This window comes from Cytobacillus eiseniae, assembly GCF_017874625.1.
GTDB lineage: Bacteria > Bacillota > Bacilli > Bacillales > Cytobacillaceae > Cytobacillus > Cytobacillus eiseniae.
Window position 1 is genome coordinate 181824 of sequence record NZ_JAGIKZ010000004.1, and the last position, 14057, is coordinate 195880.

General features: G+C 37.8%; 13 protein-coding genes and 1 pseudogene. 5 read left to right on the plus strand and 9 right to left on the minus strand.

The window, feature by feature from the left end; all coding sequences use genetic code 11:
• Positions 1-87: 87 nt before the first annotated feature.
• A pseudogene (locus J2Z40_RS20155) lies at positions 88-192 on the minus strand (hypothetical protein); the annotation flags it as partial.
• A gap of 210 nt (positions 193-402) precedes the next feature.
• On the opposite strand from J2Z40_RS20155, the gene J2Z40_RS06045 reads away from it, so the two are divergent.
• The 3 genes from J2Z40_RS06045 (at position 403) to tatA (ending at position 3112) form a co-directional block, all read left to right on the plus strand.
• A complete protein-coding gene (locus tag J2Z40_RS06045; RefSeq protein WP_066396587.1) occupies positions 403-1725 on the plus strand; it encodes a radical SAM protein in 1323 nt (440 codons plus the stop codon).
• Between the two features lie 260 nt (positions 1726-1985).
• Positions 1986-2897, plus strand: a complete 912-nt coding sequence (locus J2Z40_RS06050; RefSeq protein ID WP_066396590.1) for a 4Fe-4S dicluster domain-containing protein — start codon at positions 1986-1988, stop codon at positions 2895-2897.
• A 17-nt stretch (positions 2898-2914) separates the two neighbouring features.
• Positions 2915-3112, plus strand: coding sequence for a twin-arginine translocase TatA/TatE family subunit (tatA, locus tag J2Z40_RS06055; RefSeq protein ID WP_066399457.1), 198 nt, complete (start codon positions 2915-2917; stop codon positions 3110-3112).
• 39 nt (positions 3113-3151) lie between these two features.
• Here the strand turns inward: tatA and pheT are convergent, their stop codons facing one another.
• The 3 genes from pheT to J2Z40_RS06070 form a co-directional block, all read right to left on the minus strand.
• A complete protein-coding gene (gene pheT / locus J2Z40_RS06060) occupies positions 3152-5566 on the minus strand; it encodes a phenylalanine--tRNA ligase subunit beta (RefSeq protein ID WP_066396595.1) in 2415 nt (804 codons plus the stop codon).
• 23 nt (positions 5567-5589) lie between these two features.
• Positions 5590-6627 (minus strand): phenylalanine--tRNA ligase subunit alpha, encoded by a 1038-nt coding sequence (pheS, locus tag J2Z40_RS06065; protein WP_066396598.1) that lies wholly within the window; start codon positions 6625-6627, stop codon positions 5590-5592.
• Positions 6628-7175: 548 nt separating this feature from the next.
• Positions 7176-7934, minus strand: coding sequence for a TrmH family RNA methyltransferase (locus J2Z40_RS06070; protein WP_066396601.1), 759 nt, complete (start codon positions 7932-7934; stop codon positions 7176-7178).
• 116 nt (positions 7935-8050) lie between these two features.
• Between J2Z40_RS06070 and sspI the strand changes: the two genes are divergently transcribed.
• Positions 8051-8257, plus strand: a complete 207-nt coding sequence (gene sspI / locus J2Z40_RS06075; protein WP_066396610.1) for a small acid-soluble spore protein SspI — start codon at positions 8051-8053, stop codon at positions 8255-8257.
• 183 nt (positions 8258-8440) lie between these two features.
• Here sspI and J2Z40_RS06080 read toward each other — a convergent pair whose 3' ends face one another.
• The 3 genes from J2Z40_RS06080 to J2Z40_RS06090 all read right to left on the minus strand — a co-directional run bounded on the left by J2Z40_RS06080 (position 8441) and on the right by J2Z40_RS06090 (position 12084).
• Entirely contained in the window at positions 8441-9526 is a 1086-nt protein-coding gene (locus tag J2Z40_RS06080) for a M42 family metallopeptidase (protein ID WP_066396612.1), read from the minus strand.
• 770 nt (positions 9527-10296) lie between these two features.
• Positions 10297-11214: an NERD domain-containing protein gene (locus J2Z40_RS06085; protein ID WP_066396615.1), complete on the minus strand. Its 918-nt coding sequence runs from the start codon at positions 11212-11214 to the stop codon at positions 10297-10299.
• A gap of 378 nt (positions 11215-11592) precedes the next feature.
• The gene (locus J2Z40_RS06090) at positions 11593-12084 is read right to left on the minus strand and encodes a dUTP diphosphatase (protein ID WP_066396618.1); all 492 of its coding nucleotides are present in this window, start codon (positions 12082-12084) and stop codon (positions 11593-11595) included.
• Positions 12085-12223: 139 nt separating this feature from the next.
• On the opposite strand from J2Z40_RS06090, the gene J2Z40_RS06095 reads away from it, so the two are divergent.
• A complete protein-coding gene (locus tag J2Z40_RS06095; protein ID WP_066396620.1) occupies positions 12224-12637 on the plus strand; it encodes a sigma-w pathway protein ysdB in 414 nt (137 codons plus the stop codon).
• Positions 12638-12683: 46 nt separating this feature from the next.
• On the opposite strand, the gene J2Z40_RS06100 is transcribed toward J2Z40_RS06095, so the two are convergent.
• Together J2Z40_RS06100 and J2Z40_RS06105 are read right to left on the minus strand one after the other, a co-directional pair.
• Entirely contained in the window at positions 12684-13253 is a 570-nt protein-coding gene (locus tag J2Z40_RS06100) for a TVP38/TMEM64 family protein (RefSeq protein ID WP_066396621.1), read from the minus strand.
• Positions 13254-13318: 65 nt separating this feature from the next.
• Positions 13319-13591, minus strand: coding sequence for a DUF1294 domain-containing protein (locus J2Z40_RS06105; RefSeq protein ID WP_066396623.1), 273 nt, complete (start codon positions 13589-13591; stop codon positions 13319-13321).
• Positions 13592-14057: the final 466 nt, after the last annotated feature.

The window sequence follows — 14057 nt, forward strand, 5'->3', positions numbered from 1 at the left end:
TACTTAGTAAATCATTCATTCTATCAATTGATTTAAAAACAACAAGATTTTAGAAAAGAGCCATTCAGAAAAAGTATTTTAATGTGCAGACAATTGTTTTTTCCCTAAGTCCATATGTTCTCCTTCATAATATTTAAACATATGGACTACTTTTAATAGGATTCCACCGGCTTCTTTAATTATGCTTTCTATCCACCTGTAATCAGTAAGCCCATTCTGAGTTCAATTGAGGAAAGTTATCAATTATCATATTTTCGTAATTTAGTTATTAACAATCTGTGAATTAGCTTATTAGGAACAAGATCACTGAAAATCGAATGCTATACTAAAATCATAAGATTGTTATGTTCTTCACAATATCAAATAGAGATATACAGCAATTACTTAAAGAGGTGAATAGAAATGATTATGGAAATTACAGAAAGTATCATCCCTCGTATAAAAAATCAAGCATTTATTGATTATTCACATATCTATTTTTCTATCAAAAAAGAAACATTAAGTGCGATAGAATCGTTCGGATTGCCATTGGAAAATAGAAAATTGGCAGATAACCGAAAAAGAAAACAAGACCAACTTAGAGCATCAGGCGCCTTATTTAGAAATAATAACAAAAGCATCGTCTCAAACAGAAGAATTTCAAGTGCATGTGAAGCTTGTCAGACAGGGACTGGGAGTTATACAACATTTGTATCCTTAAAATGCCATCGTGATTGTTATTTTTGCTTTAACGAAAATCAAGATAGTTATTCATTTTACGTGGCAAATCATAAAAATGTAAATAAAGAGCTTACAGAATTGCTTGCAGGCGGTGTACAGCTAAAACATCTTGCCATAACAGGTGGAGAACCTTTGCTGCACAAAGCTGAAACGATCAGCTTCATGCGATTAGCACATGAATTGACCCCAGAAACGTATACAAGATTATACACGGCAGGCGATCTTCTTGATATCGAAACTTTACAAAGTTTAAAAGAGTATAGCCTGGATGAAATTCGCATTAGTATAAAGATGGACGACTCTCAGCAAAAAAGAAAACATGTTTTGAGCAAAATATCTTTGGCTAAAGAGTTTATTCCGAATGTATTAGTTGAAATGCCCGTGATTCCAGGAACAACCGAGGAAATGAAAGAACTATTACTCGAATTGGAAAGTCTTGAGATATTCGGGATTAATCTACTAGAATTTTGCTTTCCACTTGGAAATGCAAATGCTTTTCAGACCCGAGGTTTTGAACTTAAGAATCCACCATACGAAGTGTTTTATAACTATTGGTATGCGGGCGGTTTAGCTGTTGCTCAAAGTGAACAAATTTGCTTAGAATTAGTTGAATTCGCAATGGAAAAGAAATTAAAGCTAGGTGTTCATTATTGTTCACTGGAAAACAAATTTACTGGTCAAGTCTATCAACAAAATTATGATCAAAAACTTGGTGAAATGTACACATTCTCTGAAAAGGATTATTTTTGGAAAACTGTAAAAGCATTTGGCAAAGATCAAAAGAAAGTACAAGCCATTCTTGAACACCATCAAATTGCATTTGAGATCAATGAAAATTATAACTATATTCAATTTCCAATTAGCTCCATTCGTTTATTAGGAAAGAACAATCTAGATCTCATTATTTCTTCTAATGTTCTAGAGCAAAAGGAAAACAGCATGGAGATCCGTGAAGTGAATATTGAATGGACCACGCCAAGTTTATTCGAGGAACTAGATATATGAGTCATTAATCGAGAAGATTTACGATAAAGTGCAACTGCCCATCGGTCGGGGTTGATTGATGGGTAATTGAAATTGTCGGATTGAACCAATTAGGCTCACCCCAGTCGCTAGTAAAGAAACTTCAATTACTATGGTGTTTGTAGCATCAATTACCATAGGCTTCGCAGAAGGATTAAGCAGATATGTCTTTTACGTACTAGATTCCTAGATTTATAACAAGTTGAATTCAAACATAATTGATTAGAGAGGGAGTGGCTTTGATGGGGTTATTAGACAAATGGATTGAAAGTCTTGATTATGAATTTCGCATCTTAGACTCATGCTCACGATATCAAAGTCCACATTCCACATGCAGAAATTGTATCGATAGTTGCTCAGCAGATGCCATCACATTTGTAAGTGGAAAACCAATAATTAATAACAAAGAATGTACAGAATGTGGTGATTGTATCGCGGAATGCCCCGTCCAGGCAGTTGAAGGCTTTCTTCCGCGAAGAACAATTATCCAGAACCAGCTCATTGTAACAGACGAACACCCTCCCTCAATAAAAGAACTGCTTGCATTTTACAAAAAAGGAGTAACAATCCTCGTTTACGATCAAGAAGAACTGAATTTACACTGGAAACATATACTTTCTGAAGTAAATAGTATGTTAGAACAACTCAATGAAGCTCCCTTTTCTATTCTCAATAAAGAAATAGAAAGAGAAGAAGAGCTGTTTACACGGAGAGAAATTTTCTCCTTTTGGAAAAAAGAAGCTCAATCAACAATGAAGCAGATGGCGCCTGCAAAATGGCGCTTTAACCATCAAGACCTTGATCTGGCAAAGTTTTATCCAAATTATCAATTCACTGAAATTATGTTAGATACGAGTAAATGTACGATTTGCAAGGCCTGTCAAATCCTATGTAAACGGGATTGTCTACAAATAAATGAGATGGATTTTACAATTACTACTCAAAATTGTTCTGGGTGCATGATATGCCAAGATATTTGTCCTGAAAAAGCGATTACAACTGAAAAAAAAATTCAACCAGCAACTAAAAATACACATCCTCTATACACTAAAATATGCTACACTTGTAAAAACAACTATCAAACGTTATCCATGCATGATAAAAAGTGTGTTAAATGCAAAAAAATGGAGGCGTTCGGTACATTTCTAAAATAGAAAAGGGAATGAGACATATGCTTTCAAATATCGGTATACCAGGATTAATTATTATTCTTGTACTTGTTCTTATTATTTTCGGACCTAAAAAGCTTCCAGAAATCGGGAGAGCGATGGGACAATCTTTAAAGGAGTTCAAAAGCTCTACGAAGGGGCTAATGGATGACAATGATGAAATCGATTCAAAAAAGGAAGAAAAGATAGTTAAAAAGTAAATGATAAAAAGGGGATGCATTTCAGCACCCCCTTTTTTCTTAGCCTCTTAACACAGCCCCAGCTTTTTCCTTCACTGCATCCAATACTTTATCATGAGCCTTTACAACTTCTTCGTCTGTTAATGTGCGTTCAGGATCAAAATATTTCAGAGAGAAAGCAATCGATTTCTTCCCTTCATCCATGCGCTCACCTTCATATAAGTCAAACACATGAACCTCTTTCAATAATGTGCCGCCCGCTTCTTTAATGATGCTTTCCAGCTCACCTGCAGCTTTTTCCTTATCAACAACAAGAGCAATATCACGTGTAATTGATGGGAAACGCGGGATCGCTACATATTGCAATGGTGGAACATCCGCTTCTAAAATTGCCTTTAATGATAATTCGAAAACATATGTTTCTTTTAAATCATATTCTTTTTCTACTGTTGGATGTGTTTGACCGATAAAGCCGACAGATGTCCCTGATAAATAGATTTCTGCTGTTCTTCCAGGATGCATTCCTTCTTTTTCTGACTGACGGAATTCTACCGCGCTAGTAACCCCAAGCTTTTCAAATAAGCCTTCAAGGATTCCTTTGACAACAAAGAAATCAACTGGCTTCTTTTCCCCCTGCCATAGGTGACTCTGCCATAAACCAGTTACTGCACCTGCAAGATGCTCTCGTTCTTCTGGTAATTCTTCCGAACCATTTGCTAAAAATACTGCGCCTGTTTCGTAAACCGCAAGACTATCATTTTGACGGGCAGTATTATACTTTAATATTTCGAGAAGCTGCGGAATGATGCTTAAACGCAGGACACTGCGGTCCTCACTCATTGGCATCGCTAATCGAACAGGTTCACGCTTCTCAAGTGCGTATTGTGTTGCTTTTAATTCATTTGTTAAAGAGTAAGTTACTGCTTGATAAAGTCCAGCACCCTCTAGGTAATGACGAACCATTCTTCGTTTGTTTTGGTATGGAGTAAGATGGCCTGGTGTTGCTGATCCGATTGGAAGTGTGGATGCTAAATTATCATAACCAAATAATCGGCCCACTTCTTCAATTAAGTCTTCTTCAATCGTAATATCTCCACGACGTGTCGGTACCGTAACAATGATCGTTCCATTGTCAGTAGCTGTTTCAAATTGTAGACGAGAGAATAGATCCTCTACATACTTCATATCTAAATCTGTACCAAGCACACGGTTAATTTTTTCTAAAGTAACGGAAACAACAGCTGGCTCAACTGATAGTGAATCAGCTTCGACAGAACCTTCCAGCACTTCTCCATCTGCATATTCAGCAAGGAGCTGTGCTGCTCTTTCTGCTGCCGCTCTTACTCGATTAGGATCTACACCTTTTTCATAGCGCGCACTTGCTTCACTTCTTAATCCGTGGTCCTTTGATGCCTTTCGAACAGGTCCCCCGATGAAATAAGCAGATTCTAAAAGGACATTCGTTGTATCTGCTTGAACCTCAGAATTTGCCCCACCCATTACTCCGGCAAGGGCAATTGGATTCTCCCCATTTGTAATGACTAAATGATCCGCAGTTAACTTGCGCTTCGCATCATCAAGTGTAACGATTTCCTCTCCATCCTTTGCTCTGCGCACAAGGATTTCTTTTGAACCAAGACGGTCATAGTCAAACGCATGGAGTGGCTGCCCATATTCAAGCAGAATGTAGTTTGTAATATCAACAACATTATTATGCGGGCGAATGCCAGCTGCTGTTAATCTTGCCTGCATCCATAATGGAGAAGGGCCAATTTTTACATTTTTAATCACTTTTGCCACATATAAAGGATTATCCTCTTTCGCATCAACAGTCACTTGAATATAATCGGCTGCTTTCTCTGAAGAGGTTTCAACTCCCGAAACAGGAAGCTTCACTTCTCTTCCTAAAATCGCTGCTACTTCATAAGCAACTCCAAGCATGCTTAAACAGTCTGCACGGTTTGGCGTTAAACCAAGCTCTAATACTTGGTCATCGCGGTGCAATTGCTCCAATGCATCAAGACCAACCTCAGTATCTTGAGGGAAATTATAAATCCCTTCTGCAAATTCCTTTGCAACAAGCTTGCTTTCAAAGCCTAATTCCTGCAGTGAACAAATCATCCCATGTGATTCTTCTCCACGAAGCTTGGCTTTTTTAATTTTGAAATTGCCAGGTAATACTGCTCCAACAGTAGCAACTGCTACTTTCTGCCCTTTATCGACGTTTGCTGCTCCACAGATAATTTGTACAGGTTCCTCTGCACCAATATCAACTAAGCATTTATTTAATTTATCGGCATTCGGATGCTGTTCTCTTTCTTGAACATAGCCAACGACCACACCGCTGATTCCTTCATTCAGCGTCTCTACGCCTTCAACTTCAATTCCGCTCTTCGTAATTTTTTCTGCTAATTCTTCAGGAGATACGCCGGATAAATCAACGTATTCCTGCAGCCATTTATATGAAACGTACATATTACATCCTCCTCAATATTGTCTTATTCATGGACTTGGAAATTATTTAAGAAACGAACATCATTTGTATAGAAATGGCGGATATCTTCTACGCCATATTTCAGCATAGCGATTCGTTCAACCCCCATACCAAATGCAAAGCCAGAGTATTTCTTCGAATCAAAACCTGACATTTCAAGTACATTTGGATGAACCATTCCCGAACCCAATATTTCGATCCATCCTGTTTTCTTGCAAATATTACAGCCTTTCCCTCCACACTTAAAGCATGACACATCTACTTCTACTGAAGGCTCTGTGAATGGGAAGAAGCTAGGACGCATCCGAATTTCTCGATCTTCACCAAATAATTTTTTCGCAAACACTTCTAGCGTTCCTTTTAAATCAGTCATGCGAATATTTTCGCCTACAACAAGACCTTCAATTTGCATAAATTGATGTGAATGTGTGGCATCATCATTATCACGACGGAACACCTTTCCTGGACAAATAATTTTCACAGGACCTTTTCCATCATGCTTTTCCATCGTTCTTGCCTGTACTGGAGACGTTTGTGTACGAAGTAGCGTTTCTTCAGTAATATAGAACGAATCTTGCATGTCACGAGCTGGGTGATCCTTTGGTAAATTAAGCGCTTCAAAGTTATAATAGTCCTTTTCCACTTCCGGACCTTCAGCCACTGTGTAACCCATTCCAATGAATAAATCTTCAATTTCTTCAATAATGCGTGTGAGCGGGTGATGATTCCCTGTTTTCACTGGTCGCCCTGGCAGTGTGACATCAATTGTTTCGGCAGCCAATTTTTCATGAACAGCTGCTTCCTCTAGATGCTTCTGCTTTTCTTCAATCCCTGAAGTAATCGCATCACGTACTTCATTAGCAAGTGCGCCCATCATCGGACGTTCCTCAGCGGATAATTTCCCCATTCCTTTAAGTACTTCAGTAATCGGGCCCTTCTTACCTAAATAAGATACACGGATATCATTTAGTTCCTTTAAATTAGCTGATTGGCTGACCTTCTCCAACGCTTCCGTTTGCAATTCTTTTAAACGTTCTTGCATCTTATATTCCTCCTTAAATTCCTGTTTTTTGGCAAAATAAAAAACCTTATCCTGTAAAGGGACGAGGTTTTGGATTCGCGGTACCACCCTTTTTAACACAAAAGCAAAGTAAACAGCTTATGTATTCGCTTCATTCAGATAACGGCGACAAGCCGGTACATCTTTACATTGAAATGTGGAGGCGCCTTGCTCAGGAGCGACAAGCATAAGACAAGCTGGCATGAAGGTTGGTGTTTAACCTTCTTGACAGATTGGCTTATGACTCGAGCTCCTAGGCGCCGGAACTAGACAGTTATAAGAAAAGTGGAGGCGCCTTGCTCAGGAGCTAGACAACTAACTTTCCTATCCATTTCCAATGGTCCCGATGTCAACTCTGGAGGTGAATATTCCTTTGCTTTCCCTTAAGAATGCTTTCAGTCTAGGCATTCTCTCCCTTTAAAGTTCATTCGCAAACTACTTTTTCTCCGTCATTGTTTTATAAATATAATTTGCTGTTAATTATAGTATATTCTTCACATACTTTCAAACTTTTCCTGAAAATATCGCGCCTATTTTTCATTGCCCAAATGATAAAGCAAGATTCCAGTTGCAACTGCGACATTCAATGATTCACTTTTTCCAAAAATCGGGATGTAAAGATTCGCCGTTGTCAAATCCAATAAATCTTTATTTACACCGCTGCCTTCATTGCCGACGATTAATGCAGATTTCCCCTGTCTCTGTATTTCAGTATACTCTTTAGCATTTTCCAATGCTGTACCGTACACAGGGATTTGTGCAGTTTTTAGCTCATCAACCCATTCAAAGAGATTTCCTCGAATGATCGGCAAATGAAAATGACTGCCTTGTGCCGATCGGAGTACCTTCGGGTTGTAAATATCGACACTTCCCTCCCCGACAAGGACTGCATCGATTCCTGCAGCATCAGCTGTTCGAATCATTGTCCCTAAATTCCCAGGGTCCTGAACTGCATCAACTAATAAAAAGCGCTTCCCGCTGGAAATATTAGGACTTCCTTCTTGCTGGCGGCAAACAGCAAGCACTCCTTGAGGTGCCTCTGTATCTGACAACTCAGTGATAATTTCATCTGTAACCATTGTGACAGGAATGGAACCGTAATCCCAGCTAGGAGGCATGTCTTTATTTTCACTAATAATAATCTCGATTATTTGATCCCCTGAAAGTGCTTCTTCCACAAGGTGAAAGCCCTCAACTAAAAAAGTACCCGTCTTATCCCGCTCTTTCTTCGTTAATAGCTTTTTCCATTGTTTAATTTGAGGATTTTTTGCAGAGTGAATATGCTTCAACACTCTTCCTCCTTTTCTATTTCAATCTCACCATTATATCTTAAATAAAATACATAATAAATCCAAAAATAGAAAACCTACTATTGAAAGGACTAAAATTACAAGGAGTGTGTAAAATGAACTTGAACTTACGTAATGCTATCATACACAATGTAACGGGCAACTCACAAGATGAACTAAAGGATACAATCGTCGATGCGATTCAAAATGGGGAAGAAAAGATGCTTCCTGGCCTAGGTGTTCTATTTGAAGTCATTTGGAATAACTCCTCTGAACAAGATCAGCAGGAAATGTTGCAGGCATTGGAAAGTGGTTTGAAATAAGAAATCACATCTATCTAATCTGATCACTTTTTAAAGATGTAAAATATTGTATATTGTGAAGAAAAGGGTACGAAACCACAATGGACTTTGGCCCTTCTTCATTTGGGTTACATGCTTTTCTTTTATCCATTCACGAAAATCCTCAAAAAAATACTCCGATTAAATCGGAGTATTTTTTCGTTATTAGTTAAATGTAATTCTATCAACTGTTTCGCGATCTAGACGTTTGATTACTTCTGCAATCAGCTTTACTGCATTCTCATAATCATCACGGTGAAGCATCGCAGCATGTGAATGAATATAGCGTGTTGCAATCGTGATAGAAAGAGCTGGAACTCCATTATGTGTTAAATGGATGGCACCAGAATCTGTTCCACCGCCAGGAACTGCATCAAATTGATAAGGAATATTCAATTCATCTGCTGTATCAGTTACAAGGTCACGCAAACCTTTGTGGGAAACCATTGATGCATCATAAAGGATGATTTGTGGACCTTTGCCCATTTTGCTTAATGCTTCTTTTTCTGTTACTCCTGGAGTATCACCAGCGATCCCTACATCAACACCAAATGCAATATCCGGCTCAATTTTTTGAGCAGATGTACGTGCCCCGCGAAGCCCTACTTCTTCTTGCACTGTTCCTACGCCATAAACGACATTCGGATGATCCGCATCTTTCAGTTCTTTTAACACATCAATAGCAATTGCACAGCCGATACGGTTGTCCCACGCTTTAGCAAGAAGCATTTTCTCGTTATTCATTACCGTAAATTCGAAATAAGGAACGACCATGTCTCCTGGCTTTACTCCCCATCCTTGCGCTTCTTCACGGCTTGATGCACCGATATCAATAAACATATCTTTAATATCTACCGGCTTTTTGCGTGCTTCAGGTGAAAGAATATGTGGTGGCTTTGAACCAATAATTCCTGTGAGTTCTCCTTTATTCGTAACGATGGTTACACGTTGTGCAAGCATAACTTGAGACCACCAGCCGCCAACTGTTTGGAAGCGCAGAAACCCTTTATCATCAATGTTTGTGATCATGAAGCCTACTTCATCTAAATGGCCAGCAACCATAATTTTCGGGCCGCCTTCTTTTCCAGTCTTTTTCGCAATCAAGCTGCCAAGACCGTCTGTTGTTACCTCATCTGCATATTCACTTATGTATTTTTTCATAACTTCACGCGGTTCGCGCTCATTGCCTGGAATCCCTTTTGCATCTGTTAAATCTTTCAACATGGTTAGAGTTGCGTCTAATTTTGTCATTCCTTCGACTCCCTTAATAATTATGTATTCGTTTTTATTATACAAAATCTACTGAAAAATACAAAGAATTATCAAATAAATACCTAGGTTAACATAATTCATGGCAATGATTTTTCTGTAATTGTTTAATTTTAGAATCCACAAGGCTATCATGGCTACTGATTTTTCCTAAAGTTCCTTGTTGCGGGCGACATGAGCGCTTCTTGGCTACCGATTTTTCCTAAAGTTCCTTGTTACGGGCGACATGAGCGCTTCTTGGCTACCGATTTTTCCTGAAGTATCTTGTTACGGGCGACATGAGCGCTTCTTGGCTACCGATTTTTCCTGATGTTCCTTGTTGCGGGCGACATGAGCGCTTCTTGGCTACCGATTTTTCCTGATGTTCCTTGTTGCGGGTGACATGAGCGCTTCTTGGCTACCGATTTTTCCTAAAGCACCTTGATGCGGGCGACATGAGCGCTTCTTGGCTACCGATTTTTCCTGAAGTATCTTGTTACGAGCGACATGAGCGCTTCTTGGCTACCGATTTTTCCTGATGTTCCTTGTTGCGGGCGACATGAGCGCTTCTTGGCTACCGATTTTTCCTAAAGCACCTTGATGCGGGCGACATGAACGCTTCTTGGCTACCGATTTTTCCTAAAGCACCTTGATTCAGGCGACATGAGCGCTCCTTGGCTACCGATTTTTCCTAAAGCACCTTGATGCGGGCGACATAAGCGCTCCTTGTTTAGCATTATTATTAAAGCATCTTTTTCGAGATGCTTAACCGCTTACATATCCACATAATAAGTATACTTCCCATGCCCCATTTGTTTAAGCTCCCTTGAGAGAATTCTTTGGATTGTCTTCTTAGATAAAATAATAGTACACCATTCATGAATAATGTTAGTCGTAACCTTCCTATTTGGAAATAAAAGTTTAAATTCCATTATATTTCGCATAACCGATATATCAACATGCTCTTTATAAGCACATTGTTTACAAACTAACATTTCTAAAGTCAGATTAGACATAAAAGAATCACAGACTGCACAAGGAATTCCCTTTTTTAGCTGGCTATAGCTATAAGTAGGCAGTTTTTTGTATGGAGAATCTTTTAAATGGAGAGCAACTAATTGTTCAGCTAGTTTTAGCTGTTGATTATGAATATTAAATGGCTTCATATTTAATGTGCTTGCAAATCGATTCAGCTGTGTTGGAAAAATAATAGGAGCATTAATGGGGGCATTATATAAGAAGAAATCGGGGTTAATAAAAATGATCTTTGCATCAATTGAAGGGTTGTATCCGAGATTTTGAATCAACCGTCGGAGTAGCGTTTCAATTCGATTCAACTGATGTATGGGATTCTTAATTTCAACTTCAGATATTGTGTACCATTTATCTGTATTAATATAAAAATCACCTTCATAATTTTTTACTTCAAAAATGTAAATCTTCTCTGGAGAAATGATCAATGTATCGATTTGAAATATAGTATGGTTGCATTCTAGTAATAAATCATGTAAGACTAGCCAATCGATTGAGATATTCTCCTCTATCCATTCATTAAACAGCTGCTCTCCTAAAAATCCCTTTTCCAAATTCAAATAGTACTTCTTTTCTTTGTCTGATAATATCTTCCGCCTGTTTAAATATCTCAGAATCTTTAATTCTTCTGGTTCACAGCGGATTTTAATTAATAACACCTTTATCACCCTCTATTTTAATTTTTTTTATGACAAGGAAAAATCACCTCTATTGTAGTTTAAAACTATTCATTAAATAAGCAAGGATTTTTAAATATGTTTTTTATAAAAAGTGTGCAAGAACGTTCAGTATTATTAACCAATCTCGTTTGAAAAGATTATTTATAATATGGTAAAAAGTGTAGCATTATTATATTTATTTATTATTCAGCTTAATAAGCTGTATGCGAATATACTACTAATTTTAAAAATATAAAATAAAAACATTCACTAAAAAAGCAGCAGGCATCCGCCAACTGCTTTTTTAGTGAATGATCCAATAATATTCAAAATAAAATGTCTAGAGACCACTCCAAAAGACTGGGAATTCAATCATTATTAATATCCTGCCTGCTGCCGCTCATAGTTCACTTCATTTTTAGCCAAATAAGCCTGTTCAGTCTCTTCCGAATGAAACCCTAATTGTTCGCCTAAATGCAAGTAGGCTTGGAGAAGGTATTTGTAATCACGTAATGACTTGCTCATTCTAAATTTACTTGTTTGTTCATAAATCAATAGAAATTGATCATTTACTGATTGTGCTATTTCCAAATCTGCCAAGTAATCCCCTTCGTTCTCAAAGCCGCACTCAAGTCCGAGCGACAATATAAAATGAATGCCGTCCACATATTCCTCTAAGATAATCTTCCTTTCAGAAGGCTGCTTAAGGCTCCAAAATTTAAAGCATCTCGTTTCGTTTGCTAATTCTCCTAATTCAACTAACAAAGCAAGTATTTTACGATCAAACAAGTCTGCGTCCTCTAACTTATGCTTACTTTCAATATGCTGGTCAAGGCCCTTTTGCATGGCAAATAATTTTTGATAATTCATAGGTCACCGTCCTTTATTTTCAACCGAACCGTTTACATATTGCTGCCTTCGGATATAAAGATTATAACAAATTTAAAAAAAGATGAAACTTTTTTGATGTCTATCCGTATTTAAAGGAAAATACACTGGAGGGCTTGTTATGATGTTGCTTTTACGCTTCCTTTTATTTGCTCTTATTATCTTTCTAATATATACGACTGTAAGATACTTATTAAATCCAAAGCGCAAGCTGGAGCTTGCCCATGAACAGAAGCGCTATTATTTTTTGGATGACTCAAACAATGTCCATAAAAATTTTCTCATCACATATAAAGGTGTACTTTTCGAAGGAGAAAAATATTTAGGTACGACTGATAATGCCTTTGAGGTCATATCCATCTTTGTTTGGCCACATAGTACATCAGCTCTGAAAGGAATGGTTCGGGAAGATTTTCATTTTATTGAGAAAAAAATTAAAGAGCGATACCCTAATTCAAAGGTTGATTGGAAAAGTCCAATTAAGGAATTTATGGAAAAGGGGCATTCCTCTACACCATTTGGTGATCTTATCTAAAAAAACGTTCGGTTCATGAACTGTAGTTCAGAGCCGAACGTTTTTCTTATGCAGCCTTAAAAAATTCTCTCCATTTAATAATCGTCACTTTTTCCCTCATAATAAATACGAGCAGCCCTAACGAGAACAGAATAATTAGAATGATTGAAGGGGTAAAACGGCTGATAAACTCCCCAAAAACTGTATAGAACACAGCTAATGGCAAATTAGTAATCCAGGAATTTTTCAAGTATGCTGAAAAGCTTTTATTTCTTTCAATCAAGCAAAAGTTTAATAGATGATAATGGATAAATGGGATCAGTCTCAGCACCGCAATTTGCCCAACAGTCAAATTGCGGTATTCTCCAAACCATCGTTTCTTTAATTTTGATAGCTTCGTGTGTATTTTTGGCATTTTATTAATAAGAAAATAAAAGAAAATACTACTTAACATTAATCCGATGATTGAAAATACACTTCCAAAAAAACTCCCAAATAGAATGCCTCCTGCAATACATACGAGTGGAACAGGAATGAAGAGAAATTGTCTTAAAATATGAAAAAAGATAAAGGCAATTGGCGCTAAAATTCCTACAGTTTCCACCATGACAAACAACATCGATAATTCATCATTCATCTGCTTCACCTCGTCTAGCTGTGATATCTACTATTCTCTTACAGCATATTGGCAGTTTCGGCTCGTTATGACAAAAGATTAAGAATGTACTGGCCAACAATAACCTCAATCAGTGCAAGAACGGGTAAACCGATTTTAAATTGCAGATGTTTTGTTTTATGACGGAATGTTTGCATTCCAATCATCATTCCTAGTGCCCCAAAGAAAAACGCAATAAGCCAGAGATTTTTTTCACTAATGCGGTACTCGTTCTTTTTTGCCTTTTCTTTATCGACTTTCATTATGAAATAGCCAACTATATTCATGATAATAAAGAGTAACACAACTATCTTAACCATATTTCGTCCCCCATTATTTTACTTTATTCAAGCTTAAGCTAATAATTGTTTGTTCACAACAAATATAATAGAACTTTCCATCTAGTCCCCGGCCATACATTTTTCAAATACACAAAAAGCCATTCTCCCTAGAGAGAATGGCTTTCATATTGGCAAGCTCCAGCGGCTAGACCCTCGAGTCATAAGCCAATCTGGCTAGAAGGTTTAAGTACAACCTTCCATCCAGCTCGTCTTATGCTATGCCTGAGTCTGAACAAGCCGCTTGCGCTTTTCTTTTGTCTAGCTCCAGCGGCTAGACCCTCGAGTCATAAGCCAATCTGGCTAGAAGGTTAAAGTACAACCTTCCATCCAGCTCGTCTTATGCTTATCGGGTCTGAACAAGCCGCTTGCGCTTTTCTTTTGTCTAGCTCCAGCGGCTAGACCCTCGAGTCATAAGCCAATCTGGCTAGAAGGTTAAAGTACAACC

Coding starts and splice junctions, on each gene's coding strand:
- J2Z40_RS06045 (WP_066396587.1), top strand. CDS start 403: ATGATTATGGAAATTACAGAAAGTATCATCCCTCGTATAAAAAATCAA.
- J2Z40_RS06050 (WP_066396590.1), top strand. CDS start 1,986: ATGGGGTTATTAGACAAATGGATTGAAAGTCTTGATTATGAATTTCGC.
- tatA (WP_066399457.1), top strand. CDS start 2,915: ATGCTTTCAAATATCGGTATACCAGGATTAATTATTATTCTTGTACTT.
- pheT (WP_066396595.1), bottom strand. CDS start 5,566: ATGTACGTTTCATATAAATGGCTGCAGGAATACGTTGATTTATCCGGC.
- pheS (WP_066396598.1), bottom strand. CDS start 6,627: ATGCAAGAACGTTTAAAAGAATTGCAAACGGAAGCGTTGGAGAAGGTC.
- sspI (WP_066396610.1), top strand. CDS start 8,051: ATGAACTTGAACTTACGTAATGCTATCATACACAATGTAACGGGCAAC.
- J2Z40_RS06080 (WP_066396612.1), bottom strand. CDS start 9,526: ATGACAAAATTAGACGCAACTCTAACCATGTTGAAAGATTTAACAGAT.
- J2Z40_RS06090 (WP_066396618.1), bottom strand. CDS start 12,084: ATGAATTATCAAAAATTATTTGCCATGCAAAAGGGCCTTGACCAGCAT.
- J2Z40_RS06095 (WP_066396620.1), top strand. CDS start 12,224: ATGATGTTGCTTTTACGCTTCCTTTTATTTGCTCTTATTATCTTTCTA.
- J2Z40_RS06100 (WP_066396621.1), bottom strand. CDS start 13,253: ATGAATGATGAATTATCGATGTTGTTTGTCATGGTGGAAACTGTAGGA.
- J2Z40_RS06105 (WP_066396623.1), bottom strand. CDS start 13,591: ATGGTTAAGATAGTTGTGTTACTCTTTATTATCATGAATATAGTTGGC.